We start from the raw sequence: 24,108 nt of genomic DNA, 5'->3' as shown, positions 1-24,108 counted from the left end.
CTCCTGTTGTATTTGTTGCCTTTGCAATCTGATTTATATTATTTGTTACATTTGAAAGTAGCCATTGTAGGTTTCTAAATGGTTCTAAATCTACTATATAAATCTCTTTTTCTAATACGCATTTTCTAAGAAAGTGAGACATAGTTTTGCAATTAGCAAGTTTCATTTTCTTTTCAAAAATTTCTTTTTCTTCTTTTGTAAGTTTTATTTCAATTCTTTCATTTCTAAATCTATTTGGCATTTTATTCTCCTTTTCAAAAGTTTTTTTGGGGTCTTAGGGTTCTCCCTAGCAAGGTTAAAAGGTTAAATTGATGAAAACAAAAGCTTCTCATAATGCTCTTTTCAATCAATTTTTCGTAAGTGTCCGTACACTTACTGTGCTTGCTATTAATAATTAATTTCCAAGTTCTATTCTTCTTAAATTTATAAATGGACACAGGAGGGAGTAACTGTAACTTATAAAAATAAAACTTCTAAAATTAGGCAAGCTTGTTTAAAAAGAGTTTGAAAATACTTTATTATCAAGCCATTAATTTCTATAATCCTAATTCAAGAAGATCGCAAATTGCAATAACAAGTTGAACATTACCAGAGCGGGCCATCATGCAACATAAGAGTAAATCCTATCCAACTCATCCTCAAAGAGTTCATCTGGTGTATGATACCCAAGTACTTTCCTAGAAAGCCCATTGCACCAAAGCTCAATCTGAATGATTTTTTCATAAGAGTAGCTATCAATTCGTTTACCCTTGGGGATAAACCGTCGAATTAAGCCATTATGACGCTCTACTGATCCCTTTTCATAGGAACTGTATGGATGGGCAAAATAAATCAGGGTTTTACTTAGCTTTTCAAAATCTGAAAGTAAGGAAAAATCTGAACCATTATCTGTTGTCATCGTTTTGAAGATGTCGTTCCAGTGCTCACTGTACTGGGAGCGGATTTCCTCTAAAGCGGTCATAACGCTATGTGAATCTTTTCCGAAAATAGGGATGATCAATAGCTCTCGAGTTTTACGTTCCAGCAGAGTTAATAGGGCCTGGTCACTATCGTTTTTTGAACCGATAACAAGGTCTGCTTCCCAATGTCCGAACTCTTGACGCGCCTCTACTATGGCGGGGCGCTTCGGCCAAGAATCCTTTTATTCTTGCGGTTTTTCTCTTTTTTGGGAGACCTCCGGACCTTATCAGGAAGATCAATATTCTTAATGCTTAGTAACCCCAGATCAGTATACCGGTATAGCGTTTTGGTGCAAAGGACTTGGTCTCTGGTGAACTTTCCTGTTTTCAAAGCTCGCCCAAAACAAGCGTCCAGTGACCAGCCGTCTTCAAAGAACTTTTCTTCTACAAAGGTGATAAAATCGGCCTTTCCAAGGAAGTCATAGTGTCGACAGCAGGCTTGGCGATTTTCTTTATAAGTCATTTGCCCGACTTTGGCTTTGTAACGAAGAATGTGTCCTTTATACAAGGCGACCGTACCTCGCTTTATTTCATTACGAACAGTGTTCGGGGCACAGCCAATTTCCTTGGCAATCTTATTTGGACTCCATCCATCTTTAAGGCGGGTTTGGATGAGGACAGGATGCTCAAATGTAAGATGAGCTCCCTTTTTGTGCTCAGTTGTAGTAGAATATAGGCAGTCCATAGGTTTTCCTCCTTGTGAATGGGTTTTGTCACCTACATTCTATCAAAGAGAAGCCTTATGGGCTTTTTTTATTTGATATATTCAACTTGATTTTACAATCAACCAAAATTAAAAAAGTTAAGACTTATGAGAAACTTAACTCAAAAAGAACTTGCCATTAAATCAGGATTAACTGATGCTGCGATAAGAAATTATGAACTTGGGAACAGATCTCCAAGTAAAGACCAATTACAAAAAATAGCAGAAGCACTTGAATGTGATATATCTGCCTTAATAAATCATGATCCTAATTCCATTTTTGAAATTATGCATATAATCTTTGATTATGAAAAAGATATAAAGTTTAGACCTTTGGTAGGAGAGGGAGGAACAACAAGTCTATTATCTAATGACACAGATTTTAATAACTTTCTTATCGAATGGAATGAGAAAAAAGCATTACAACGATGAAATAACAGATGAAGAATTTGAAGATTGGAAGTTGTCTTACCCTAAAAAATCAAGATTTTTAAAATAAAAATATGTACACAAAAAGACCGTGAAATTTAACTCACGGTCTAATTTTTTATCCAAATGTACACCACTTGGAACTATTATTCAATTTATTCTTTTTTACAAATGTTCCCATTTTAATCCCAGTTGTTGATTTTTATCTTCTGTAACTATTGAAATTACAGCCTTTTTTACTTTTTTGGAACTATTCCCATTCAATCGTTGCCGGGGGCTTGCCGGTGATGTCGAAGACGACCCGGTTGACGCTGGGGACTTCGTTGACAATCCGGCGGGAAATTTTATCCAGGATCTCATGGGGGATGGGGTAGTATTCGGCGGTCATGGCGTCGGTGGAGCTGATGGCCCGGAGGCCGACCATGTAGGAGTAGGTCCGTTCATCGCCCATGACGCCGACGGTGCGGACGTCCGGCAGGGTGGCAAAGGCTTGCCAGATTTCCCGGGTGAGATCGGCTTTGTCCAGTTCTTCTCGGTAGATGGCGTCGGCTTCCCGGAGGATATCGCATCTTTCCTTGGTGACTTCACCCAGGACACGGATGCCCAGGCCCGGGCCGGGGAAGGGGTGGCGCCAAATGAGGGCGGGGTCAATGCCCAGTTCCAGGCCCACCTGGCGGACTTCATCTTTGAAGAGCTCTCTGAGGGGCTCAAGGACTTTAAGGGTCATGTCTTCAGGGAGGCCACCGACGTTGTGGTGGCTCTTGATGACGGCGGTATTGGTGCCACCGCCGCTTTCAATGATATCCGGGTAGATGGTGCCCTGGCCCAGGTAGTCGATGGTGCCGATTTTGGCGGCTTCTTCTTCAAAGACCCGGATGAATTCTTCCCCGATGATTTTCCGCTTGCGTTCGGGGTCTGTAACGCCTTTGAGCTTGCCTAGAAAGCGGTCTTCGGCGTTGACCCGGATGAAGTTCATATGAAAGTGTTCTTTGAAGACGCTTTCGACCATGTCACCTTCGTTTTTCCGCATGAGGCCATGGTCACAGAAGATGCAGGTGAGCTGGTCGCCGACGGCCCGGTGGATGAGGACGGCGGCAACAGAGGAGTCCACCCCGCCGGAGAGGGCGCAGATAACTTTTTTATCGCCGACGGTTTGACGGATGGCTTCTACCTGGTAGTCAATAAAGCCGGCTGGGGTCCAGTCCGGGCTAAGGCCGGCACACTTCAAGAGGAAGTTTTCAATGATTTGACGCCCGCCCTGGGTATGGGCCACTTCCGGGTGGAATTGGAGGCCATAGAGCCGGCGGTCCGGGTCTTCAAAGGCGGCGACCGGGCAATCGGCGGTTTTGGCGGTGGCGGTAAAGCCTTCCGGCAGGGCGGCGATTTGGTCGGTATGGCTCATCCAGCAAATGGCTTCCCGGGACAGGCCGGCAAAGAGGGGGCTATCCCCGTAGCTGATCTCGGTTTTACCATATTCCCGCTTAGCGGGCTTTTCCAACTGGCCGCCGAAGGACTGGCACATGAGCTGGGCCCCGTAGCAAATGCCCAGGATGGGCATGCCGGCCCGGAAAACCTCTTCCGGCAGGCGGGGGGCATCGGGACTCATGGTCGATGAGGGGCCGCCGGTGAAAATAACGGCGGCGGGCTTTCTTTTGGCGATTTCATCGGCTGCCTTGGTGTAGGGGACCAGCTCGGAATAAAAGCCGATTTCCCGGACCCGGCGGGCGATAAGCTGGTTGTACTGGCCGCCAAAGTCTACGACAAGGACAAGCTGTTGTTCGGTTTTCATTAGGCCTCTCCTCCTCTGACCACACAGATATCCGCTAGTTCACGATAGTTGCCGGCATAGTCCAGGCCATAGCCGATGACGAATTCATCGGGGACGTCCAGGCCAATGTAGTCGATATGGATATCGACTTCCCGGCGGGAGGGTTTATCTAGGAAGCTACAGTAACGGACGCTGGCCGGCTTGTATTGTTTAATGTATTCTCCGACCGCTTTCAGGGTATTGCCGCTATCGGTGATGTCGTCCACCAGGAGGACGTCACAGCCTTGCAGGTCGTCAAAGCTCTGGTATTTAACATTGACCTGGCGGGTGGAGACGGTTCCATCGCCATAGCTGGATGCCACCATGACTTCCAGGCGGATGGGCATTTCCAGGTGGCGGATTAAATCGGCGGTAAAAACCATGGCCCCCTTTAAGAGGCTGACCACCACCAGGGGGCGGTCGGTTTGGTTGGCATAATCACGGTTAATGGCAGCGCCGATTTCGGCAACTGTCTCGGCAATTTTTTCTCTGGATACCAAGACTTCTCTGTGACCGTTCAGCATAGATAACCTCCATATAAAAAAGATTTGCCCCGAAGGGCACATGACTTGGATTCATATAGCTAAGTATAGCATACTAGCAGGGGGTAAACAATTCGCAGACTTATGATATAATAGGGGCAAATTTCACTGAGGGATGGTGCCCATGACGCGAGATGAAGAAACCTTATTTTTACGCTTTCTCCAGGAGGCGGACCCGGCCACCCTGGCCGACCACCTGACCCTGGAAAAAAAGGAACGGGTCAAGACGGGCCTGCGCTTTGACTTCAAGGTCCAGGCCAAGCAGGACAGTGGCTACTTATGGATCATTGCCGATGAGGGAACCGGGGATATTTTGACGGCGGAGATGGATGTCGGCTTTCCCAGCATGATTGGGCTGAACCGGTCTCCGCTGGAGCTCCGGATCCTCTGTGAGCATGTGCTCCCGGTCTTTTGGCCGGAGATGCCCGGCCAGGCGGATTAAGCCACCAGTTGTAAAGACAGAAAGCCCGGTCTCAGACCGGGCTTTCTGCTTGCCATATTAATAGGATTTTCTGCGATTATGCTTGCGTGCCGCTTCAGATTTCTTTTTGCGCTTCACGCTGGGTTTTTCATAATGTTCGCGTTTGCGACATTCGGATAAAACGCCTGATTTCTGACAGGAACGTTTAAAACGGCGCAGGGCGCTATCTAAAGATTCATCTTTACGAACCTTAATTTCAGATGACATGATCTTTTCCCTCCCTCCGCACCAACACTGTTGGCTTCAGGACTTGTTAAACACAACAATAATCATACTACAATTTACCCTGCTGTGCAAGACCTAAGCGGGGATTGGCGGGGGGAATTTACGCCCTTTTAGCGGGGCAAGGACGCCGGCTGCCGGCGGAATCAGCCCGGCGGCCAGGTCATATCCCGGCCACCGAGGACGTGCAGGTGCAGGTGGCCAACGGATTGGCCGCCGCGGTCGCCACTATTGATGACCAGCCGGTAGCCTTCTTCAGCGATGTCCAACTTCTTGACGACGGTTTGAGCCGCTTCGAAGAGGGCGGTCAGTAGATCGGCATTGGCCGGGTCCAGGTCATTGACGCCGGAGACATGGGCCTTAGGGACGCACAAGACGTGGACAGGGGCCACCGGGGCCGCATCCCGAAAGGCGCAGACGAGGTCATTTTCATAGACGACGTCGGGCTCAATTTCATGGTTGGCCAGTTTGCAGAAGATGCAATCAGACATGGGCTTTCCTCCTTTTTCTCTTACAGGTATGGGTGAATAGCTATAGCTAGTGCTAATATCTGGATAGGCCGGAGCGGGCTAATCTTCATCGGCCGCCAACCGGCCGATGAGGTGGCCGTTTTCATAGCCGGTGATATGGACCGGAACCAGGCTTTTGGCCGGGGGCCGGTCCTCCGGCAGGCGGACTTTGAGGTAGTTTCCGGTGTGGCCGGTGACAGCCCCTGTCGGGTCGTTTTCTTCAATGATGACGGACAGGGTCTTGCCGATTTGTCCGGCGGCGTAGGCTTCCTTATTTTTATGGGCCACGACGGCCATCTGCTTGGCCCGCCGGTCCTTGACTTGAGCCGGGACCTGGTCGACCATGGCTGCGGCCGGGGTCCCCTCCCGGATGGAGTATTTAAAAATATGCATGTCGCTAAAGGCCATATCATTGGCAAAAATGAGGCTGTCGCGGAAGTCGTCATCGGACTCGCCGGGAAAGCCGACCATGAGGTCGGTGGTAATGGCCAGGCCGGGAATTTTTGCCCGGACTTCCCGCATAACTTGGCGGAAGGCCTCTGTGGTGTAGGGCCGGTGCATGGCGGCCAGGGTCCGGTCACTCCCGGCCTGGAGGGGGATGTGGAGGTGGGGAGCCATCCGGTCATCCCCGGCCATGAGGTCTATGAGGGCCGGGGTGATTTCCGTACATTCAATTGAGCCCAGGCGGAGCCGGGTCAGGTCAGTCCCCTCCAGGATGGCCCGGCAGAGGTCGGTCAGGTCTCCGGGGGCATCCTGGAGGCCCTTGCCGAAGACGCCGATATGGATCCCGGTGAGGACCACTTCCTGAAAACCGGCGGCGACCAGGTCCCGGACCTGGCTGACAGTATCCTCTATGGACCGGGACCGGAGGGGCCCACGGGCATAGGGGATGATGCAGTAGCTGCAGAATTGGTTGCAGCCTTCCTGGATTTTCACATAGGCCCGGCTCCGGTCGGAGTGCTGGGCATGGGTGACCGGCTCGAAGGTGTAGAGGTCTTCATCTGAAGGGAGGCGGACTTGCCGCTCGCCTTCCCGGCGAAAGGCCTCAACGGCTTCAACAATCCGGCCCCGTTCATTGGTGCCGATGAGGACGTCCACCCCCTCTATCCGGGCCACTTCCTCGGCGGCCTGCTGGACATAGCAGCCACAGACGGCCACAATGGCGGCCGGGTTCTGCTTGACAGCCCGACGGATCATCTGCCGGGACTTCCGGTCGGACAGGTGGGTGACGGTGCAGGTATTGATGACGTAAACATCGGCAATATCCTGGAAGGGGACCAGGTCATAGCCCGCCTGGGCGAAGAGGGCGGCCATCATGTCGCTATCGTGCTGGTTAACCTTGCAGCCCAGGGTATGGAAGGCTACGGTCGGTGCGACAGGCCGGTGGTCACTGGTGTGTTCTGTTTCTGACATGGACCCAGCTCCTTATAAGAAAAATGTAAGGCCATTGGCAATCCACTGGAGCCCGTTAATGATGGCGGTCCGGGCCCAGATAAGGGGACCGTTTAAGACGCCCAGGAAGATCAGACCGATGACGATAATAAAGCCATAATTGGCCAGCTGCATAAACTTCATGTAGCTTTGGTCGGGCATAAAGGCGCCAATGACCTTGGACCCGTCCAGGGGCGGCACCGGAATAAGGTTAAAGATGCCCAGGCCCACATTAATGAAGAGAAAAATCAGGAAAAACTGCATGACTGCAGTGGTCACCGGCGACGGGGCCAGGGCCAGCTTGTGCATGACAGTGAGGATAACCATACTGATAAGGGCCAGGATAAAGTTGGCCACCGGGCCGGCAGCTGCCACCAGGGCCATGCCCTGCTTGGGCTTTTTATAGTAGCCCGGGTTGACCATGACCGGCTTGGCCCAGCCAAAACGGAAAAGGATCAACATGATGGTCCCCATGGGGTCCAGGTGGTGAAAGGGGTTTAAGGACAGGCGGCCGTCAGTGGCCGGGGTCGGGTCCCCTAAGCGGTAGGACACATAGGCATGGGCATATTCATGAACGGTGAGGGCCAGTAGGATGGCCGGGATTAAATAGAGTAAATCGATGATATTCGGTAGAAATTGGCTCACAGTACCCTCCTTGCTAGGGTCAAGAAAAAGACGGACTTATGTTTTTTATACCTTTTCCCCGGGTCGGTCAAACATGCCCGGCCGGGCCGCAGGCGGGTTCTTACAGGCCGCCCGGCCCGACAGACCGGGCGGCCTGGTATAGAAAAAGCCTTTACAGATGGCGGGCCATCGCAAAGGCTTGGTCAACAGGGGTAATAGGATTCGAACCTATGCATGCGAGATTCAGAGTCTCGTGCCTTACCGCTTGGCGATACCCCTAAAGGACGGCTATTATTATACACCTTTTACAAAAGCCTGGCAAGGGCTTTTCCTTGCCTATACACCAGCGTCACGTTATAATAATGAAGTTAATGATAAAAAAAGGAGTTGGGATTGTGCAAGGACATTTACAGATTGGCATTGCCATGGCCATTTACTTGACCGCCCTCATTGGGATTGGGGTCTATTTTGCCCGGCAGGCCAGTAAAAGTACAGAAAACTTTTTCTTGGGGGGACGGAGCCTAGGCCCCCTGGTAACGGCCATGAGTGCCGAAGCCTCAGACATGAGCGGCTGGCTCCTCATGGGCCTGCCCGGGGTGGCCTACTGGATGGGCCTGTCCAGTGCCTTTTGGACAGCCATCGGCCTGGCCGTAGGCACCTATATCAACTGGCTCATTGTGGCCAAGCGGCTCCGGGTCTACTCCCACATCGCCGGGGATGCCATTACGGTGCCGGACTATATGAGCAACCGCTTTAAGGAAGAAAAGCCTATTTTAAAGGTGGTTGCTGCCATTATCATCTTATTTTTCTTTACGGTCTATGCGGCCTCTTGTTTTGTTACCATGGGAAAACTCTTCCACACCGTATTTGACATGCCCTATATTCCGATGATGATTTTAGGGTCCTTCTTCGTTATCTTTTACACGACAGTTGGCGGCTTTTTGGCCGAAAGTGTGGCCGATACCCTCCAGGGCTTTATCATGCTCATTGCCCTGGTAGCGGTGTTAGGCGTCGGCTTTGCCCATGTGGGCGGCTTAGACCAGGCCATTGAAAATGCCCGCCGGATTCCGGGCTTTTTAGAATTCTTCATGACCGCCTCCCCGACAACAGGTGCAGACGGGGTCCAGACCATTGCCGGCGGCCTGCCCCAGTTCGGTCAGGCGGAAAAATTCAGCGCGGTGGCGGTGGCCTCTACCCTGGCCTGGGGGCTGGGCTACTTTGGGGTGCCCCAGGTCCTCCTCCGCTTTATGGCCATCCGGGATAAAAACGAAATCAAGATGTCCCGGCGGATTGCCACCGGCTGGGTTATTATCTCCCTCTTATCGGCTGTAACCATTGGTCTTTTAGGCCGGCTCATCTTCCCGACTGCCCTCGGCACAGCCAGTGAGGCGGAAAGTGTCTTCGTGCTCATCTCCAGTTCCATGCTGCCGCCCCTCCTGGCCGGCTTTGTCATGGCAGGAATCCTGGCGGCAACGGCCAGTTCCGCAGACTCTTACCTCTTGATCAGTGCCTCGGCCTTGGCCAAGAACATCTACCATGGGGTCCTGAACAAGGATGCTACTGAACGACAGGTCCTCCGCTTATCTCGGCTGGTCCTCTTGGGGGTGGCCCTGGTGGCCATGATCTTAGCCAGCGATAAAAACAGCGTGATCTTTAACATCGTTTCCTTTGCCTGGGCGGGCTTCGGGGCCTCCATTGGGCCGGTTATTTTAATGAGCCTCTTCTGGCGGCGGACCACCGGCCGGGGGGCCCTGGCCGGGATGATCAGCGGCGGCCTGACGGTCATCATTTGGCGGGGGGCCATTGCCAAGCTGGGTGGGGTCTTTGCCATTTATGAGCTCCTGCCGGCCTTTATTGTGGCCATTGTCGCCATCGTCATCGTCAGCCTCCTGGATAAGCCCAACCCGGCTGTCCTCAAGGAGTTTGACCAGTATGCCGATGAACTCCACCGCTAAGGGCGATTGACAGGTAAAAAATTCCATGGTATCCTGAACTTGTATTAAATTAATAAGACAGGAGGGGGCCATCATATGGGCTATGAGTTCGACAATAATATTCCCATATATATTCAACTGCAACAGCACTTTCGCATGCGAATCGCTGCCGGCGACTTGGCCCCCGGCGAACGCATGCCTCCGGTGCGGGAAATAGCGGTCAAGTATGGGATTAACCCGAATACGGTTCAACGGGCCCTGGCGGAATTGGAGCGGGAGGGCCTGGCCTATAGCCAGCGGACTATCGGCCGCTTTATCACCGAAGACCGGGACCGGATTGCTGAAGTCCGCCGGCTCCTGGCCAAGGATGCGGTGGAGAACTTTATCAAGGATATACGGCCCTTTCACCTGAGCTTAGACGAGGTGGTTGGGGTCTTAAAAGACCATTGGGGGGATGACGATGCCACTAGTTGAATGCCGCAAGCTAACCAAGGCCTATGGCAAAAAAACGGCCCTGGCCGATGTCAGCTTTAGTGCTGAGGCCGGCCAGGTGGTGGGGCTTTTTGGCCCCAATGCCAGCGGCAAGTCTACCCTAATGGCCCTTTTGGCCGGGATTATCAACGACTATAAGGGAGAAATCCTTATTGCCGGCCAGGCCCCGGGCAAGGCCAGCAAGGACCTGGTAGCCTACCAGAGTGACCTGGTCCGGCTCCCGGACTACTACAGCCTCAAGGACGGCCTGGACCTCTACGACAACTTTTACCCGGACTTTCACCGGGACCGGGCCGAGGGCTTTTTAAGGGACTTTGGTCTGGCTGAAAAGGACCGGATTAAGCGCCTGTCCCGGGGGTCCCAGGAAAAGTACTTCCTGAGCCTGACCCTGGCCCGCCAGGCCCAGGTCTACCTCTTGGATGAGCCCATGAATGGCCTGGACCCCCGGGCCCGGCAGGATATCCTGGACCAGCTCATCCGGGTCTATACCCCGGAGGCCCTGACCATTATCACCACCCATATGATTTCCGATGTAGAAACCCTGGTGGATTCGGCCCTCTACTTAAAAGAAGGTCGGATCGCCCTCTATGGGGACGCCGAGGACTTACGCCGGACCCACGGGACCGGCCTCAAGGACCTCTTTATGGAGGTGAGCCAATGAACGATTCCCTCTTAACAGTCCATTTGAAGGCAACGGCCCGGCAATTGGTCCCGATTTACCTGGTCCTGGTCCTGGCCATGGGCCTCCTCTGCTGGTTTAGCGGACAAAAGCTGACGGATATCCAGGAAGTCTTCTATTTTTCAGTGATTTTCCTGGTCTTCGCCTGCCTGACCCTTCTGCCCCAGCTGGTGGTCATGGTCCGGATTTACCAGTGCCTCTATGGGCCCTATGCCTACCTGACCCAGATTCTGCCCTTATCCACCGGTGACCTGATTCGGAGCTTTGTGGGCCTGTCCTTCGTCTGGAATGCCATCACCCTCCCCTTAATGCTTATTTTCGGGGTCGTGAGCCTAAGCCTGAAGCCGGTGATCTCCTTTTTAGAGGTCGACGGGGCTGACGCAAGCCAACTGTGGGACCTAATCAGCCAGGGCCTGGTCCTCTGGCAAAAGAACCCCGGGGCGGTGACAATCCTCCTGGTGGGCATCCTCATCTATGTTTTCTTCTACCTGATTGCCGGCGGCCTCCTCCAGCTGGCCTGGATTACCCTGGCCCAACGCCTCTTCTCGACCCGACGGATCTTCATAGGGCTTTTGGTCATTGCCGTGGTGGTCCAATTGGCCTCTATTCCCCTGTTTTTCGGCTTAAATAGCCTCTTCCCGCCGGCTTTGGTCATCCATATCCTGCCTGGAGATATCCTCTCCATTGACCCCTGGATGACCGCCCCCTACAAGGTGATCACCGGGGGCGCCGACTACCTGGACGACCACCCGACGGCCGTCTTTCTTCTGGCCTGGACCCATGTGCTCTGCCTCTTTTTAGAGCTCATCTTGGCCTACCTGGTGGCCTACCGCTGTCTGGCCAAGCGGCCCAGCTTAAATTAATCCACAAGTACGGATACACCCTATCCGTACTTTTTTCTTTGTAGAAAATACACTTATATGCTTTAAATTTCACTAATATGCATTAAAATCATTAATTTTTCTAATGAATCATACCCTGAGGACTTTTGTTTTTTTATAAAAGACAGAGGGGCATTTTATTAACTTTAAAACATTTCCATATATTGAATTATCTTTTAATTCGTGGTATTTTAATAATTGTAAATCCTCGGTTGTAAATTCATGCCAGATGGCATCTTTGTGTAAGGGTTGCAACTAAGCCACCCGACACATAGCTGCAACCAACAAAAAGGATGAACAAGAAAGGATGAGAAAGTATGGCTGAAAACAATCAGTTGCAGCGTGGGCTGAAAGAGCGCCACGTGCAGATGATAGCCATCGGGGGCGCTATCGGCGTTGGCCTCTTCTTAGGGTCAGCGCAAACCATTAACATGGCAGGCCCCGGTATCTTGGTCACCTACGGTATAGCAGGTATTATTATCTTCTTCATCATGCGTGCCTTAGGGGAAATGGCTGTTGAGTTTCCTGTTGCAGGCGCATTCAGTGCCTACGCGAATGACTTTGTCGGACCCTTCCACGGGTTCCTGGTCGGGTGTATGTACTGGGTAGAATGGACGGTTATCGCCATGGCGGAATTAACGGCGATGGCTATCTACGTCAACTTCTGGTTCCCAGACTTCCCACAGTGGGCATCGACCCTCATATTCTTGGGACTATTAACCCTAGCTAACCTAACGGCTGCCAGCCTCTTTGGGGAAATGGAATTCTGGTTCGCAATTATTAAAGTTGTTACCATCATTGCAATGATCCTTATCGGTGCTTGCATGATCCTCTTCGGCCTCGGCAACGGCGGCGAAGCTATCGGCTTTAGCAACTTAACCGCCCATGGTGGTTTCTTCCCGAATGGTGCCCGCGGGGTCTTTGACGCCCTGGTCATGGTTGCCTTCGCCTTCATCGGGGTTGAGCTCATCGGGATTACCGCCGGTGAAGCTGAAAACCCCCGCAAGGTTATTCCCAAGGCGATTAACACCGTTATTTATCGGATTTTAATCTTCTATATTGGTGCCCTCTTTGTTATTATGTGTCTCTACCCCTGGGATGAGATCGGCACCACCGGTAGCCCCTTCGTATTAACCTTCTCTAAATTAGGGATTGCTGCTGCTGCCGGTATTATCAACTTCGTTGTTTTAACAGCTGCCTTATCCAGCTGCAACAGCGGCCTCTACTCCTGCGGGCGGATGCTCTATAACTTATCTGTCCACAATCAGGCACCGAAAATGTTCGGCAAAATCAGCAAACACCACGTCCCGGCTAATGCCATTGTCTTCACCTCTGCCTTAGTCCTCATCGGTGTTATTATCAACTATGTCATGCCGGACAAGGCCTTCACCTACCTCACCTCGGTGAGCTCCTTCTGTGCCATCTATGCCTGGGGTATGATCACCCTTACCCAAATGAAATTCCGTAAGGGCCTGAGCGAAGGGCAGAAGAAAAACCTGGCCTTCAAAATGCCCTTCTACCCCTTCTCCAATATTCTGACCCTGATTGTCTTAGTGGTTATCTTAGCTGCTATGGCTGCTCATGAGTCTACCCGGATTGCGATTCCGGTTGGGTTGGCATTTATGATTGTCTTTACAGCCGCTTACTACATCTTTGGTTTGAACAAACAGCCGGCTGAGAAACGGTTGCACGAAATTTCGCACGACTGATTTTAAGTGTATATACGGCTGCAAGTATTTTTGCAGCCGTATTTTTATTTTGTTCTATGGATGTAAGCACTATACAAGGGAGGACACCTATATGCAGGCTTTATCACACACCCGCCCCTTGTGGGTAGAGGTCGACCTGGACGCCATTGCCCATAATATTGCAGAGGTCCGCCGGTTGGTCGGCGACGACGTTTTAGTCACCGCTGTGGTCAAGGCAAATGCCTATGGCCATGGAGCTGTCCATACTGCGCCGGTATTTTTAGCTAATGGGGCTGACCGGCTGGCGGTCGCCACCATTGAGGAGGCCATTGAAATCCGTAAGGCCGGGGTTACTGCCCCGATTTTAATCTTAGGGGCTACCGAGCGTTCTCGGGCCCGGGCCCTGGTCAAATGGCAGTTGGACCAGACTATCTTTACCCGGGCTTCTGCCGAGGCTCTTTCCGAAGCTGCCCAAGACTTGGGCAGCCCTGCCCGGATTCATATTGCAGTGGATACGGGAATGGGGCGGATTGGCTTTTTGCCAACGGAAGAATCTCTAGATGAGATTGAAGAAATTCTGCAACTTCCCGGCCTCCAATTTGAAGGGCTCTTCTCCCACTTCTCAACGGCGGATGAGGCCGATAAGACCTACAGCCGGGAGCAAATCCGCCGGTATAAGTTTATCCAGGAAGGGCTGGCCGCCCGGGGCCTGGTCCCCCATGTTGCCCACATGGCCAACAGTGCGGCCATTACCGACCTGCCAGAGATTCATATGGATATGGTCCGGGCCGGGATTATCCTCTACGGCCTCTACCCCAGCCACGAGGTGGATGAGGCCAAGCTGGACTTACAGCCGACCATGTCCCTGAAGTGCCGGATTACCAACCTAAAGACCCTCCAAGACGGGGAATACATCGGCTATGGCCGGAAGTACCAAACCAAGGGGCCCCGGCGGATCGCCACCTGCCCCATGGGCTATGCCGATGGCTATACCCGGCTCCTGTCCAATAAGGCAGAGGTCCTGATCCATGGCCACCGGGCCCCGGTGGTTGGGAATATCTGTATGGACCAGTGCATGATTGATGTCACAGACATCCCGGAAAACCTGGCCATTGGCGATGAAGTGGTCCTCATTGGCCAGCAGGGTGAGGAGACCATCAGCCCGGAAGAATTGGCCAATATTTTAGGGACCATTTCCTATGAAATTTTCTGCATGCTATCCCGGCGGATTCCCCGGACCTACTTTAGGGACAAGCACTTTGTAGCCAATTGCAACTACCTCTATGACACCGATGAAACGCCTGAATAAAATTTACTCTGCAAAAAACAACCGGTAAAAGGCATCTGCCGCCGGTGACCGCACTGCCTCTTTTGCCAGGGCGACCCCTATGGGGACCTTCGCCGCCGGCCAAAGGGGCTTTTTGATGACCTGGAGGTCCTGGATTTGCTCGATGGTCATGGCATTGACCAGGGTAAGGCCCAGGCCGGCTTCAACCATGTGGGCCCCGGCCAGGACATCGGCGGTACTGTAACCCTCCGGCGGGGTCAGGCCATAGCTGGCGAAGAGCCGGGAATTGTCCGTTTCCTGGCTGGGGTAAATGGTGATGAAGGGGGCCTGGCAGAGGTCTTGGACGGTGAGCCGGTCCTTGGCGGCCAGGGGGTGGGCCTCTGGGACCAGGGCGATGAGCTCATCTTCCTGGAGGAGGGTCCAGCTAAAGTCCCCCTCCCTTTCACTGATAATGCAAAAGTCAGCCCGCTGGTCACTGACCGCCGTAGCCAATTCTGAAGAGGTACCCTCAACAAACTGGACCTTGATACCCGGAAACTGGCCGCTGAATTGGGCCATGACCTTAGACAGGCGGGGGTAGTAGCGGGAGTAGGCGGCGCCGACCGTCAGACTGCCGGCAGCCAGGCCCTGCAGGGCCTGGATTTTTTCTGTCAGCCGGTCGTCTGCCGCCAGCAGGTCTTGAAAGGCCGGCAAGAGGCTTTGACAACTGGCTGTAGGCCTAAGGCCGGACCGGTCCCTCAATAAGAGGGCTGTGCCGACGTCCTTTTCCAGACCGGCGATGAGCCGGCTCATCCCTGACGGGGTATAACCTAGCCGGTCCGCTGCCTTGGCCAAGCGACCGGCAGCGAGGGCCGTCAAAAGGGCCCGCACTTTAATCGGATCCATATTTCCTCCTTGATTCTTTGTCAACCCATAATTGATTTAATGTCGATTTATTCAAGTATACTAACCTGGTAAACTGGAGTCAAAGAAAGACGCAAGGTTCCCCAGGGAGGGATAGAGACATGTCGCAAAAACAAGCTGAAATACTCTTAGCCCTTGTCATCATCAGCCGGGCCAGCGCCATGCTTTTCAGCAAGGTCGCCTTAGAGGACCTAGCGGCCATGAGCTTGCTGGCCTGGCGCTTTTTACTGGCCTTTGGCCTCCTGGCCCTGGTCTTTCACCGGCATGTGCGGCAGGCCTCAGCCAAAACCTGGCGCTATGGCGCTATCCTGGGCCTCCTTTTCTTTTTAACCATGGCCTTTGAAATGTGGGCCCTGGAAAGAACCACCGCCACCAATGTGGCCCTCTTGGAAAATACAGCCATCATCTGGACCCCTATGGCTAGCGCCTTCTTAGCCCGGCGGCTGCCCCGGGCCAACCACATCCTCTGCGCCCTGGTGGCCTTTACCGGCGTGGCCTGCCTGGTCTTAGGCGGTAGCCAGTTCCAGCTCGCCCCCGGCGACCTCTACGCCCTTTGTGCAGCCTTCCTCTATACAGCGGCTATTATTGCTACAGACCACCTTGCCAAGCAGGACCCGGCCGGGGTCCTGGCCATGGGAATCATCCAGGTGGGGAGCCTGGGCCTCCTGGCCCTTTTGGCGACGCCTGTGACCGGTGGTTTTGAAGCCCCCGGCCAGACCGGCACCTGGCTCTCCCTGGCCTTTTTAATTATTGTCTGCACCGGCTTTGGCTTTACCCTCCAGCCCCTTGCCCAGCGCTATACCAGTGCAGACCGGGCCGGACTCTTTTGTGGGCTCAACCCTCTCTTTACAGCCATTTTGGCGGCTATTTTCCTGGGAGAACGCCTGACCCTCCAGGGCTATCTGGGCCTAATCCTTATTTTATCGGCTATTTTATTGCCCCTGATGATCGATAAGGCCCGGAAGGCCTAAGGCCCTGGCCAAGATAATCGCCCAGGCTCATGGACGGTCTGCTTGAAAACGTGTATACTACACTTATATTATGCGTCAAGAAAGGATCCTCTATGAACCGTACCATTAAAAATAAAGACTACCGTTTTTTGCCAGTCCTCCTCGGTACAGACGCCAATTGCTACGGCATGGCCCGGGCCTTTCATGAGGCCTACGGGATCACCTCTCTGGCCTTGGGTAAGTTTCCCCTCCTGGAAACCCGCAAGAGCCGGATTGTAGAGGTCCATACCCGGCCGGACTTTGACCAGACCGAGGCCTTTTTAGCCAGCCTGGAGGAGGTGGCCTCCCTCTACAAGGGCTTTTATGACCGACTCCTCCTCATTGCCTGTGGGGACCGGTATACCGAGCTCATTTGCGAAAATAAGGCCCAGCTGGAAAAGCGCTTTGTCATCCCCTATATTGACCAGGCCCTGAAGCTCCAGCTGGAAAATAAGGCCGACTTCTACCAGATGTGTGAGGCCCACGGCCTCCCCTATCCGGCGACGGTTATCGTGAGCGAGGAGACCCGGGAGCAAATCGACCTGCCCTTTGACTTTCCGGTGGCCCTCAAGGCCAGCAACTCCATTGCCTGGCTGGCAATCGACTTTCCCGGCAAGAAAAAGGCCTTTAAAGTGGAAACCCGGGCAGAACTGGAAGACCTGGTCCACAAGGCCTATGCCGCCGGTTACCGGGATAAACTGATTATCCAGGACTTTATTCCCGGTGGCGACGATGCCATGTATGTCCTCAACAGCTACTCAAACGCCCAGGGCAAGGTGCAAATGATGTGCCTGGGCCATTGCCTCCTGGAGGACCATACCCCGGCCGGTGTGGGCAATTACAATGCCATCATCCAGGAGGCCAACCAGGACCTCTACCAGACCTACCAGGCCTTCTTAGAGGCCATCGGCTTTATCGGCTTTTCCAACTTCGACCTCAAGTACGACGCCCGGGACGGCCAGTACAAGGTCTTTGAAATCAATATCCGCCAGGGCCGGTCCAGCTACTTTGCCACCGCCAGCGGCTGCAACCTGGCCAGCTGGCTGGTCCGGGACCGGGTGGATAACATCCAGCTGGAGACCCCCCACTACCACGACAACCCCCACCTCTGGCTCCACGTCCCGGTGGATTTCTTCCTGGGTGAGGCCGCCGAAAGCCACCTACCCCAGGCCCGCCGGCTCATCAACCAGGGCCGGGTATCCAATACCCTCCTCTACGACCAGGACCTGGGCCTCTACCGCCGGCTGATGATCAACCGCTTCTACCACGGCCAACGTAAACGGATGCGGCTATAGTAAAAGAAAGGGGCGCTTGCAAAATAGTCCCAAAAAGGGCAAGGCCCGTCTCATTTTTTGAGACGGGCCTTGCCCTTTTTGGTATCATATATACATATCTGACAAGCATTTTTAAAAGTTTAGCCTAGAGCGAGAAAAATGACAAGTAAAAATGAGCTTTTATGGGGCTGTGTCGAATGATTTTACTCATTCTATACTGACACCGCCTCTTTTTTATGCCTACAGGAGCGCCTTAGCCTTCAGCAGTGGGTGCCTCGACTTGGGAGGTCTCTTCCGGGCCCACCTGCCAGGGGTGTTTGACCCCTTCCTGGCCCTCTCCTTCTGTCTGTAGGTCTTCCCGATCATTTTGTTGCTCCCGCAGGACATCTTCCCGGTGGCTTTGGGCCCGGTTCCGCTCATACTGGGCCTGGAGCTTATCCAATTCTTGGCAACCGCCGGCGGTGACGATAAAGAGGATGGTAAGTGTAATAGCCATGACTTTTTTCATTGCTTGACCGCCTTTCTATGCCCTTAGCATACCATATGACCGGTCCTAAGGGAATAAAAAAGGATGCGCAGGGCCCAAAAAAAGACCGGCATATCGCCGGTCTCTTATAAGAAAGGATGGTCAAATTATTGGTGGGCATCTTGCCGGTCTGCTGGCGTGGACGGGCAACTGCTGCCACAACCAGAGCACCCTGAGCAGCCACAGCCGCCCTTTTTATCCTTCTTGATTTTGTAGAGGACGCCGGCAATGACGGCCAGTAAAATCACTAAGGTAACTAGGGTAGGTGCTGTCACAGCAAACATAGGTTCATCTCCTTTACCGGTCTAGCCGGCACGGCTTATAAGAAGAACCGGCCGATCTGATAGACCAAGAGCGCAATAACGTAGGCAAAGATGGTCTGATAAGCGATGGCGATTAAGGTCCATTTACTGCTCATCATTTCCCGCTTAATGGCACCGATCGCTGCAAAGCAGGGGGCGCACAAGAGGTTAAAGACCAAATAACTTAAACCGGCAGCGGGGGTAAAGTGCTGGGCAACCTGTTGTAAGAGGGGGGCGCTGGTTTCGTCGGCTTCTTCAATGTGACTGAAGAGGACACCGAGGGTAGAGACCAGGTTTTCTTTTGCAACCAGGCCAGATACAGCGCCGGCAGTGGCCTGCCAGGTGCCCCAGCCGAGGGGGGCGAAAATCGGGGCCACAAGGCCACCCAGGGTAGCTAAGATGGATTGGTCTGTATCAACAGCTTGGAGGTGGAAGTCATAGCTGGATAAGAACCAGATGACGACCACGCAGATGAAGATGATGGTCCCGGCTTTGTAGATAAATACTTTAGCCTTTTCCCACATCATAAAGATGAGGTTGATGAACTTCGGCATCCGGTATTCCGGCAGCTCGATGATGAAGGGGGCCGGGTCACCCTTAAAGAGGGAGGTGGCCTTTAAGATCATGCAGCTGATGATAATGGCCGCAATACCGAGGAAGTAGCAGCCCGGGGCAATAAAGGAGTTCTCCGGGAAGAAGGCACCAGCAAACAGGGCAATAACCGGGAGCTTGGCGCCGCAGGGCATGAAGGTGGTGACCATGATGGTCATCCGGCGGTCCCGTTCATTTTCGATGGTCCGGGTACTCATAATGGCCGGTACCCCGCAACCGGTGGCCATTAAGAAGGGGATAAAGGACTTACCGGATAAACCGAAGCGACGGAAGATCCGGTCCATGATGAAGGCAATCCGGCTCATATAGCCGCAGCCTTCCAGGAAAGACAGGAAGAAGTAAAGGATCATCAACTGGGGGACGAAAGTGAGGACAGCGCCAACACCGCCAATGATACCATCGCAAATAAGGGCAATCAGCTGGTCATTGACACCCAGACCGGACAGCTGGCCATTGACCCATTCGGCCAAGGCGCCAAAGCCGTCACCGACCCAGTCCTGGGACCAGCCGCCGATGGTTTGGATAGAAACAAAGTAGACAGCATAGATGACCAGGGCGAAAATCGGTAGAGCCAGAATCCGGTTGGTCACGATGGCGTCAATTTTATCGGAGGTGCTGAGCTTGTCCTTTTGGTGGGGCCGCTCCATAACACCGTGGATAAAGTGGCTGATATAGTCATACCGGCCGTTGGAAATCAGGGTTTCGGCGTCATTATCCTCTGCCTCTTCCAGCCGGTCGACCAAGCCGCGGATTTCCTGGCGGATGGCCGGAGCCAGGGGGTAGTCCTGGTCAATTTTTTCGTCGTTTTCGAAAAACTTGATGGCATAGTAGCGGGCCGAGGGGCCGGTCAGGCCGGCCAGGTCTTCAATTTTATTGAGGACTTCTTCAATGGCCGGGCTGTACTTAAAGGACCGGTCCTTGTAGTCTTCTTTTTTAGCGGTGGCGAGGACGGTTTCAATCAGTTGGTCGATCCCGGTGTTTTCCAGGGCGGAAATTTCTACAACCGGTACGCCACCGAAGGCCTGGGAGAGCTTCTTGGGGTCGATGTTTATGCCCCGTTTTCTCACCAGGTCCATCATGTTCAGGGCCAGGACACAAGGCGCCCCGGTTTCCAGGAGCTGGGTGGTCAGATAAAGGTTCCGCTCCAGGTTGGTGGCATCAATGATATTCACCAGGACATCCGGGTGTTCATTAATAATATAATTCCGAGATACCACTTCTTCCGGTGAATACGGTGACAGGGAATAAATCCCCGGTAAGTCGACAACTTCAACGTCATTATGGCGCTTGAGCTGGCCGGTTTTCTGTTCAACAGTAACCCCGGGCCAGTTACCGACGTGTTGCTTGGCGCCGGTTAAGGCATTAAATAAGCTGGTTTTCCCACTGTTAGGGTTACCGGCTAATGCAATGGTTAACAAAGTATACCCTCCTTTTTCTTTTATACCCATTTTTAATAAGCATTGGCTAATTCGATCCGTTTAGAAAAGGCCGACCGGTCTAACCGTCGACCTCTACGTGCTCAGCCTCATCCTTACGTAAAGATAGCTCGTAGCCACGAATGGTGACTTCAATAGGGTCACCCAGGGGGGCCACCTTACGCACGTACACTTGGGTACCCCGTGTCAGGCCCATATCCATGAGACGACGACGGACAGCCCCTTCGCCGGTGATTTTGGAAATCATCACTTGGTCACCGACTTGCAGATCTTTTAAGGTACGGGTTTCTCCCACAGCCCTCACTCCTTTTCTTAAGCAATGACAGTAATGCGGCCGGCCAATTCCGTATCAATACCGACACGCACACCTTTGACTTCGCAAATAAAATGGCCATTGGCCTGTGAAACAACGGTCACTTCTGCATCGGGGGTAAAACCCAGTTCTGTTAAGTGGCGTCGGGTGGCGTCCCTACCCCCGATTTTGACCACACGAACGGTTTCACCGCGTTGAACTTGCAGCAAGGGCATCCGCATACCCTTCAGGCTGGCAGATGTCGATGCGGGAAGACTGCCTTCTGCTGCACCTTGTACAAAACTCATAATTGTCCTCCTGACTATTATGCCGCCACCTAAGTGACAACTCCAACGGATAAATCATTACCCGGTAAACATTTTTTGATATCAGTTAGTTGCCCACTGATAACATACCTAATTTAACATTAATAACATTTAATGTCAACCAGAGTTAGCGACATTTAATAAAATTATTTTACAGGCTCTAAACCGGCCGGCCTGGCCCTGCCCTTAACAAAAACCGCCACGGGCCTGGTAGAGGCCCATGGCGGGACTAGTCTTATCCACTATTGTTGTTCTTTTTTGTCGCTTATTTTCGGAATATCCGGGCTATAGCTGCCATTGGCGTAGAGGGTGTCCATGATCCGGCCAAAGTAGGCACAGTTCACATCACTCCCGCCCCGATTTTGGACATTATTGATCATAACGGTCATCATTAAATCCGGGTTGTTTTGATCATAGCCGGAGAACCAACCCAGGTTAATGCTCCCTTTCGGACCAACTTCAGCGGTCCCTGTCTTCCCGGTCATGGCCGCATAGGACCGGTCAGCCACCGGGTGGGTGATAGCAACAGCCTGGCGTAAGGCCTTATTAAGGTAGGCCAGGTCTTCAGCGCTGGCCAGGTTATCAATCCAAACCCGGCTTTCTTCATTTAAAAGGAGCCGGGGGGCCATGATCTTGCCCCCGTTGGCCAGGAGACCGTAGGTCATGGTCATTTGGTAGGGGGTCATCTGGAGCTGGTATTGGCCGTAAGAGGTATCGGCCACAGCGGTTTCATGGTCCTGGTCAATGTAGCCCTGTTCGGTGACCTGGCTGGTTTCTACAGCCAATTTCCCAGGCACCTTTTGGGCATAGCCCATGTGTTCCAGACCTTCAACCAAGCGCTGGGGGCCGAGGTCCAGGCCGGTTCTGGCAAAGAAGATATTATCGGATGAAATCAGGGCCTGGTGGAGGTTGATAAAGCCGTTAATGGGGGTTACCCTTTTGACTTTATAGCTGCCCCATCCCACCGGGGGCTGCCAGGCTTCCCCGTAAATTTCATAGCCATTATCATGGGTGAGGACCCCGTCATGGAGGCCGATAACGGCTGTAAAGAGCTTTTGGGTGGAACCGGGGGTAAAGGCCATGGCGTAGATCCCTTTCATGGGGGCCAGGCCCTCGCTGACGGCGTTTTGGTAGTCGTCATCGGTCATATTGGTATCCAGCCAGGTGTGGGGGTCATAGGAGGGAGAAGCAACCAGGGCCAGCATATCGCCATTTTGCGGGTTCGCCGCCACAACGGCCCCGAACTCGCCATTGATCTGCTTATAGGCGGCCTCCTGGGCCCGGATGTCCAGGGTGGTGGTGATGTCCTGGCCCGCTTCCGGTTCGGTTTTCACCAGGATGGTCTTGGGGTCATCGGATAGGGTGACCTGGATGCCGTTCCGGCCGCTTAAGATGTCGTTATAGGCCTTTTCCAGGCCGGCCCGGCCCACTTCCGTGCCCAGGGGATACTGCTTAAAGTGGCCGGCGGCCTGTTCACTTTCGGTCACCGCCCGGACAAAGCCCAGGGCCGGGGCGGTAATGGCCCCATAGGGGTAACTCCGGCTCACTTCAGCGTCTTCAGCCAGGACCACCCCATTGCGGTCATAGATGGTCCCCCGGTGGGCAGGCTTACTTTTGACGACCAGGTCATTGCCATCTTTGAGGCCCGGGAAAAGGACTTCCGGCTTCCATTCCAGTTGCCAGGGGGCTTCTTCAGACCCGGTGGGCAAAAAGGTCAGGGCCAGGTCTCTTTCCAGGCTGCCATAGTCCCCTTCCAGGACCAGCTTACCGGTATAGACCTTGCGGTCATCGGTTGAGGCCCGGCGGTCTTCCTTAAAATTCTTATAGAGGACCTTATCCACGGCCAGGGCCTGGTGGACATGGCTTTGCCTTTCGGCCATGGTTTCTACCGGATACTTGGCCTGGCTCTTAGGGGTCATGGTGGCGTGAATGGCGGCCGGGTCCCCCTTTTGTAGGGTGGCAATGAGGCCATCAATGGCCGCATCGGCCGGGTCATCACCACAGGCGGTCAGGCCCAGGGTCAGCCCGGCCAGGACCAGGCCGGTGACCAGGGCCGGTAGAATCGAAGGGGTGACTTTTTTTAACACTTGCTTCATTAATATTAGCCTCTGAGATTGTCTTCAACGATATCCATGACCACGGCTTTTTTCACTTCTGCCGCCTTTTCCGGGCCGACCAGGGCCTCAATGAGGGCCAGGCTGAAGTAGCCCGCTGCCCCGGCGCCCCGGGAGGTAATGACCCGGTCATCCCGGACCACGGTATCGGTCTTAAAGGTCCCCTTGCTTTCGAGCTTGTCTTCTACGCCCGGGAAGCAGGTGCAGGCCCGGCCCTTTAAGAGGCCGGCCTTTTCTAAGACGATGGGGCCGGCACAGAGGGCTGCCACATAGTCCCCTTGTGCGTAAACCGCCTGAAGGAGGTCAATCACCTTGGGGTTGGCTGCCAGGTTCGGTGCCCCGGGCAGGCCGCCGGGAATGACCACCAGGGCATAGTCCTTGGCCTGGATATCATCTAAAAAGGTATCGGCCTGGACTATGACCTTATGGGAACTTTCCACAGCGATATCCTCAGTCGTTGATACCACATCGACCACCAGGCCGGCCCGGCGCAGGTAATCGACCGGGGTCAGGGCTTCCACCTCTTCATAGCCAGGGGCCAGTAATACGCATACACGTTTATCCATCTTCTTGTCCTCCTCATGTATCACGAGCTATATCATCAGCCTTAATTATATCGAAAGACTTGGTAAAAAGCTATCCATCCCCGCCGCAGATAGTAAAAA

At 53.2% G+C, this 24,108-nt stretch carries 24 protein-coding genes, 1 tRNA gene and 2 pseudogenes; 10 read left to right on the top strand and 17 right to left on the bottom strand.

Going from position 1 to position 24,108, the window contains the following annotated elements; genetic code table 11:
- The coding region (locus tag ACLGL1_RS08970) for a plasmid mobilization protein (RefSeq protein WP_411008335.1) at positions 1 to 241 on the bottom strand (241 nt) is incomplete at its 3' end.
- A gap of 360 nt (positions 242 to 601) precedes the next feature.
- A pseudogene (locus ACLGL1_RS08965) lies at positions 602 to 1,644 on the bottom strand (IS30 family transposase).
- A gap of 126 nt (positions 1,645 to 1,770) precedes the next feature.
- Here ACLGL1_RS08965 and ACLGL1_RS08960 point away from each other — a divergent pair.
- Positions 1,771 to 2,161: pseudogene (locus ACLGL1_RS08960) on the top strand (helix-turn-helix domain-containing protein).
- A gap of 180 nt (positions 2,162 to 2,341) precedes the next feature.
- Here the strand turns inward: ACLGL1_RS08960 and guaA are convergent.
- Positions 2,342 to 3,880, bottom strand: a complete 1,539-nt coding sequence (gene guaA / locus ACLGL1_RS08955) for a glutamine-hydrolyzing GMP synthase (protein WP_411008334.1) — start codon at positions 3,878 to 3,880, stop codon at positions 2,342 to 2,344.
- The gene (gene hpt / locus ACLGL1_RS08950) at positions 3,880 to 4,422 is read right to left on the bottom strand and encodes a hypoxanthine phosphoribosyltransferase (protein ID WP_411008333.1); all 543 of its coding nucleotides are present in this window, start codon (positions 4,420 to 4,422) and stop codon (positions 3,880 to 3,882) included. Before hpt ends, guaA begins: the two co-directional genes overlap by 1 nt.
- A 142-nt stretch (positions 4,423 to 4,564) precedes the next feature.
- Between hpt and ACLGL1_RS08945 the strand changes: the two genes are divergently transcribed.
- The gene (locus tag ACLGL1_RS08945; RefSeq protein ID WP_411008332.1) at positions 4,565 to 4,882 is read left to right on the top strand and encodes a hypothetical protein; all 318 of its coding nucleotides are present in this window, start codon (positions 4,565 to 4,567) and stop codon (positions 4,880 to 4,882) included.
- Positions 4,883 to 4,939: 57 nt separating this feature from the next.
- On the opposite strand, the gene rpsU is transcribed toward ACLGL1_RS08945, so the two are convergent.
- The 5 genes from rpsU to ACLGL1_RS08920 form a co-directional block, all read right to left on the bottom strand.
- The gene (gene rpsU, locus ACLGL1_RS08940; RefSeq protein ID WP_091792421.1) at positions 4,940 to 5,128 is read right to left on the bottom strand and encodes a 30S ribosomal protein S21; all 189 of its coding nucleotides are present in this window, start codon (positions 5,126 to 5,128) and stop codon (positions 4,940 to 4,942) included.
- 161 nt (positions 5,129 to 5,289) lie between these two features.
- Positions 5,290 to 5,634 carry a histidine triad nucleotide-binding protein gene (locus ACLGL1_RS08935; RefSeq protein WP_408976596.1) on the bottom strand — a complete coding sequence of 115 codons (345 nt, stop codon included), beginning with the start codon at positions 5,632 to 5,634 and terminating at the stop codon, positions 5,290 to 5,292.
- Between the two features lie 78 nt (positions 5,635 to 5,712).
- On the bottom strand, positions 5,713 to 7,065 hold the full coding sequence (mtaB, locus tag ACLGL1_RS08930) for a tRNA (N(6)-L-threonylcarbamoyladenosine(37)-C(2))-methylthiotransferase MtaB (protein WP_411008331.1): 1,353 nt from the start codon (positions 7,063 to 7,065) through the stop codon (positions 5,713 to 5,715).
- A 12-nt stretch (positions 7,066 to 7,077) separates the two neighbouring features.
- Positions 7,078 to 7,728, bottom strand: coding sequence for a site-2 protease family protein (locus tag ACLGL1_RS08925; protein WP_408976594.1), 651 nt, complete (start codon positions 7,726 to 7,728; stop codon positions 7,078 to 7,080).
- Between the two features lie 186 nt (positions 7,729 to 7,914).
- A tRNA-Gln gene (locus ACLGL1_RS08920) sits at positions 7,915 to 7,986 on the bottom strand.
- A 116-nt stretch (positions 7,987 to 8,102) separates the two neighbouring features.
- On the opposite strand from ACLGL1_RS08920, the gene ACLGL1_RS08915 reads away from it, so the two are divergent.
- From ACLGL1_RS08915 to alr, 6 genes are all read left to right on the top strand, one after another.
- Positions 8,103 to 9,662, top strand: coding sequence for a sodium/proline symporter (locus tag ACLGL1_RS08915; RefSeq protein WP_411008330.1), 1,560 nt, complete (start codon positions 8,103 to 8,105; stop codon positions 9,660 to 9,662).
- 75 nt (positions 9,663 to 9,737) lie between these two features.
- Entirely contained in the window at positions 9,738 to 10,115 is a 378-nt protein-coding gene (locus tag ACLGL1_RS08910; protein WP_411008329.1) for a GntR family transcriptional regulator, read from the top strand.
- Entirely contained in the window at positions 10,102 to 10,794 is a 693-nt protein-coding gene (locus ACLGL1_RS08905; RefSeq protein ID WP_411008328.1) for an ABC transporter ATP-binding protein, read from the top strand. Before ACLGL1_RS08910 ends, ACLGL1_RS08905 begins: the two co-directional genes overlap by 14 nt.
- Positions 10,791 to 11,675 carry a hypothetical protein gene (locus ACLGL1_RS08900; protein ID WP_411008327.1) on the top strand — a complete coding sequence of 295 codons (885 nt, stop codon included), beginning with the start codon at positions 10,791 to 10,793 and terminating at the stop codon, positions 11,673 to 11,675. Before ACLGL1_RS08905 ends, ACLGL1_RS08900 begins: the two co-directional genes overlap by 4 nt.
- Positions 11,676 to 12,010: 335 nt before the next feature.
- On the top strand, positions 12,011 to 13,402 hold the full coding sequence (locus ACLGL1_RS08895) for an amino acid permease (protein ID WP_411008326.1): 1,392 nt from the start codon (positions 12,011 to 12,013) through the stop codon (positions 13,400 to 13,402).
- A gap of 91 nt (positions 13,403 to 13,493) precedes the next feature.
- Positions 13,494 to 14,690, top strand: a complete 1,197-nt coding sequence (gene alr, locus ACLGL1_RS08890) for an alanine racemase (RefSeq protein WP_411008325.1) — start codon at positions 13,494 to 13,496, stop codon at positions 14,688 to 14,690.
- Between the two features lie 3 nt (positions 14,691 to 14,693).
- On the opposite strand, the gene ACLGL1_RS08885 is transcribed toward alr, so the two are convergent.
- Entirely contained in the window at positions 14,694 to 15,554 is an 861-nt protein-coding gene (locus ACLGL1_RS08885; RefSeq protein WP_411008324.1) for a LysR family transcriptional regulator, read from the bottom strand.
- A 119-nt stretch (positions 15,555 to 15,673) separates the two neighbouring features.
- On the opposite strand from ACLGL1_RS08885, the gene ACLGL1_RS08880 reads away from it, so the two are divergent.
- The gene (locus tag ACLGL1_RS08880; protein WP_411008323.1) at positions 15,674 to 16,543 is read left to right on the top strand and encodes a DMT family transporter; all 870 of its coding nucleotides are present in this window, start codon (positions 15,674 to 15,676) and stop codon (positions 16,541 to 16,543) included.
- A 92-nt stretch (positions 16,544 to 16,635) separates the two neighbouring features.
- Positions 16,636 to 17,856, top strand: coding sequence for a carboxylate--amine ligase (locus ACLGL1_RS08875; protein ID WP_411008322.1), 1,221 nt, complete (start codon positions 16,636 to 16,638; stop codon positions 17,854 to 17,856).
- Between the two features lie 232 nt (positions 17,857 to 18,088).
- Here ACLGL1_RS08875 and ACLGL1_RS08870 read toward each other — a convergent pair whose 3' ends face one another.
- The 7 genes from ACLGL1_RS08870 to ACLGL1_RS08840 form a co-directional block, all read right to left on the bottom strand.
- A complete protein-coding gene (locus ACLGL1_RS08870) occupies positions 18,089 to 18,343 on the bottom strand; it encodes a hypothetical protein (RefSeq protein WP_411008321.1) in 255 nt (84 codons plus the stop codon).
- Positions 18,344 to 18,468: 125 nt separating this feature from the next.
- Positions 18,469 to 18,645 carry a FeoB-associated Cys-rich membrane protein gene (locus ACLGL1_RS08865; protein ID WP_411008320.1) on the bottom strand — a complete coding sequence of 59 codons (177 nt, stop codon included), beginning with the start codon at positions 18,643 to 18,645 and terminating at the stop codon, positions 18,469 to 18,471.
- A 35-nt stretch (positions 18,646 to 18,680) separates the two neighbouring features.
- Positions 18,681 to 20,693: a ferrous iron transport protein B gene (feoB, locus tag ACLGL1_RS08860; RefSeq protein WP_411008319.1), complete on the bottom strand. Its 2,013-nt coding sequence runs from the start codon at positions 20,691 to 20,693 to the stop codon at positions 18,681 to 18,683.
- Between the two features lie 79 nt (positions 20,694 to 20,772).
- Complete coding sequence (locus ACLGL1_RS08855) at positions 20,773 to 21,006, bottom strand: ferrous iron transport protein A (protein WP_408976580.1); 234 nt, start codon at positions 21,004 to 21,006, stop codon at positions 20,773 to 20,775.
- 17 nt (positions 21,007 to 21,023) lie between these two features.
- Positions 21,024 to 21,311 (bottom strand): ferrous iron transport protein A, encoded by a 288-nt coding sequence (locus ACLGL1_RS08850; RefSeq protein ID WP_411008318.1) that lies wholly within the window; start codon positions 21,309 to 21,311, stop codon positions 21,024 to 21,026.
- A 260-nt stretch (positions 21,312 to 21,571) separates the two neighbouring features.
- Positions 21,572 to 23,425, bottom strand: a complete 1,854-nt coding sequence (locus ACLGL1_RS08845; RefSeq protein WP_411008317.1) for a penicillin-binding transpeptidase domain-containing protein — start codon at positions 23,423 to 23,425, stop codon at positions 21,572 to 21,574.
- Between the two features lie 5 nt (positions 23,426 to 23,430).
- Positions 23,431 to 24,009: a DJ-1 family glyoxalase III gene (locus tag ACLGL1_RS08840; RefSeq protein WP_411008316.1), complete on the bottom strand. Its 579-nt coding sequence runs from the start codon at positions 24,007 to 24,009 to the stop codon at positions 23,431 to 23,433.
- Positions 24,010 to 24,108 lie beyond the last annotated feature (99 nt).

The sequence above is a fragment of the Peptococcus simiae genome, from assembly GCF_046569735.1.
GTDB lineage: Bacteria > Bacillota > Peptococcia > Peptococcales > Peptococcaceae > Peptococcus > Peptococcus simiae_A.
This window is presented reverse-complemented; position numbering and strand designations above follow the sequence as displayed.

What these genes read in the sequence shown, in the direction of transcription:
- guaA (WP_411008334.1), bottom strand. Translation starts at nt 3,880, where the DNA reads ATGAAAACCGAACAACAGCTTGTCCTTGTCGTAGACTTTGGCGGCCAG.
- hpt (WP_411008333.1), bottom strand. Translation starts at nt 4,422, where the DNA reads ATGCTGAACGGTCACAGAGAAGTCTTGGTATCCAGAGAAAAAATTGCC.
- ACLGL1_RS08945 (WP_411008332.1), top strand. Translation starts at nt 4,565, where the DNA reads ATGACGCGAGATGAAGAAACCTTATTTTTACGCTTTCTCCAGGAGGCG.
- rpsU (WP_091792421.1), bottom strand. Translation starts at nt 5,128, where the DNA reads ATGTCATCTGAAATTAAGGTTCGTAAAGATGAATCTTTAGATAGCGCC.
- ACLGL1_RS08935 (WP_408976596.1), bottom strand. Translation starts at nt 5,634, where the DNA reads ATGTCTGATTGCATCTTCTGCAAACTGGCCAACCATGAAATTGAGCCC.
- mtaB (WP_411008331.1), bottom strand. Translation starts at nt 7,065, where the DNA reads ATGTCAGAAACAGAACACACCAGTGACCACCGGCCTGTCGCACCGACC.
- ACLGL1_RS08910 (WP_411008329.1), top strand. Translation starts at nt 9,738, where the DNA reads ATGGGCTATGAGTTCGACAATAATATTCCCATATATATTCAACTGCAA.
- ACLGL1_RS08905 (WP_411008328.1), top strand. Translation starts at nt 10,102, where the DNA reads ATGCCACTAGTTGAATGCCGCAAGCTAACCAAGGCCTATGGCAAAAAA.
- ACLGL1_RS08900 (WP_411008327.1), top strand. Translation starts at nt 10,791, where the DNA reads ATGAACGATTCCCTCTTAACAGTCCATTTGAAGGCAACGGCCCGGCAA.
- ACLGL1_RS08895 (WP_411008326.1), top strand. Translation starts at nt 12,011, where the DNA reads ATGGCTGAAAACAATCAGTTGCAGCGTGGGCTGAAAGAGCGCCACGTG.
- alr (WP_411008325.1), top strand. Translation starts at nt 13,494, where the DNA reads ATGCAGGCTTTATCACACACCCGCCCCTTGTGGGTAGAGGTCGACCTG.
- ACLGL1_RS08885 (WP_411008324.1), bottom strand. Translation starts at nt 15,554, where the DNA reads ATGGATCCGATTAAAGTGCGGGCCCTTTTGACGGCCCTCGCTGCCGGT.
- ACLGL1_RS08880 (WP_411008323.1), top strand. Translation starts at nt 15,674, where the DNA reads ATGTCGCAAAAACAAGCTGAAATACTCTTAGCCCTTGTCATCATCAGC.
- ACLGL1_RS08875 (WP_411008322.1), top strand. Translation starts at nt 16,636, where the DNA reads ATGAACCGTACCATTAAAAATAAAGACTACCGTTTTTTGCCAGTCCTC.
- ACLGL1_RS08870 (WP_411008321.1), bottom strand. Translation starts at nt 18,343, where the DNA reads ATGAAAAAAGTCATGGCTATTACACTTACCATCCTCTTTATCGTCACC.
- ACLGL1_RS08865 (WP_411008320.1), bottom strand. Translation starts at nt 18,645, where the DNA reads ATGTTTGCTGTGACAGCACCTACCCTAGTTACCTTAGTGATTTTACTG.
- ACLGL1_RS08850 (WP_411008318.1), bottom strand. Translation starts at nt 21,311, where the DNA reads ATGAGTTTTGTACAAGGTGCAGCAGAAGGCAGTCTTCCCGCATCGACA.
- ACLGL1_RS08845 (WP_411008317.1), bottom strand. Translation starts at nt 23,425, where the DNA reads ATGAAGCAAGTGTTAAAAAAAGTCACCCCTTCGATTCTACCGGCCCTG.
- ACLGL1_RS08840 (WP_411008316.1), bottom strand. Translation starts at nt 24,009, where the DNA reads ATGGATAAACGTGTATGCGTATTACTGGCCCCTGGCTATGAAGAGGTG.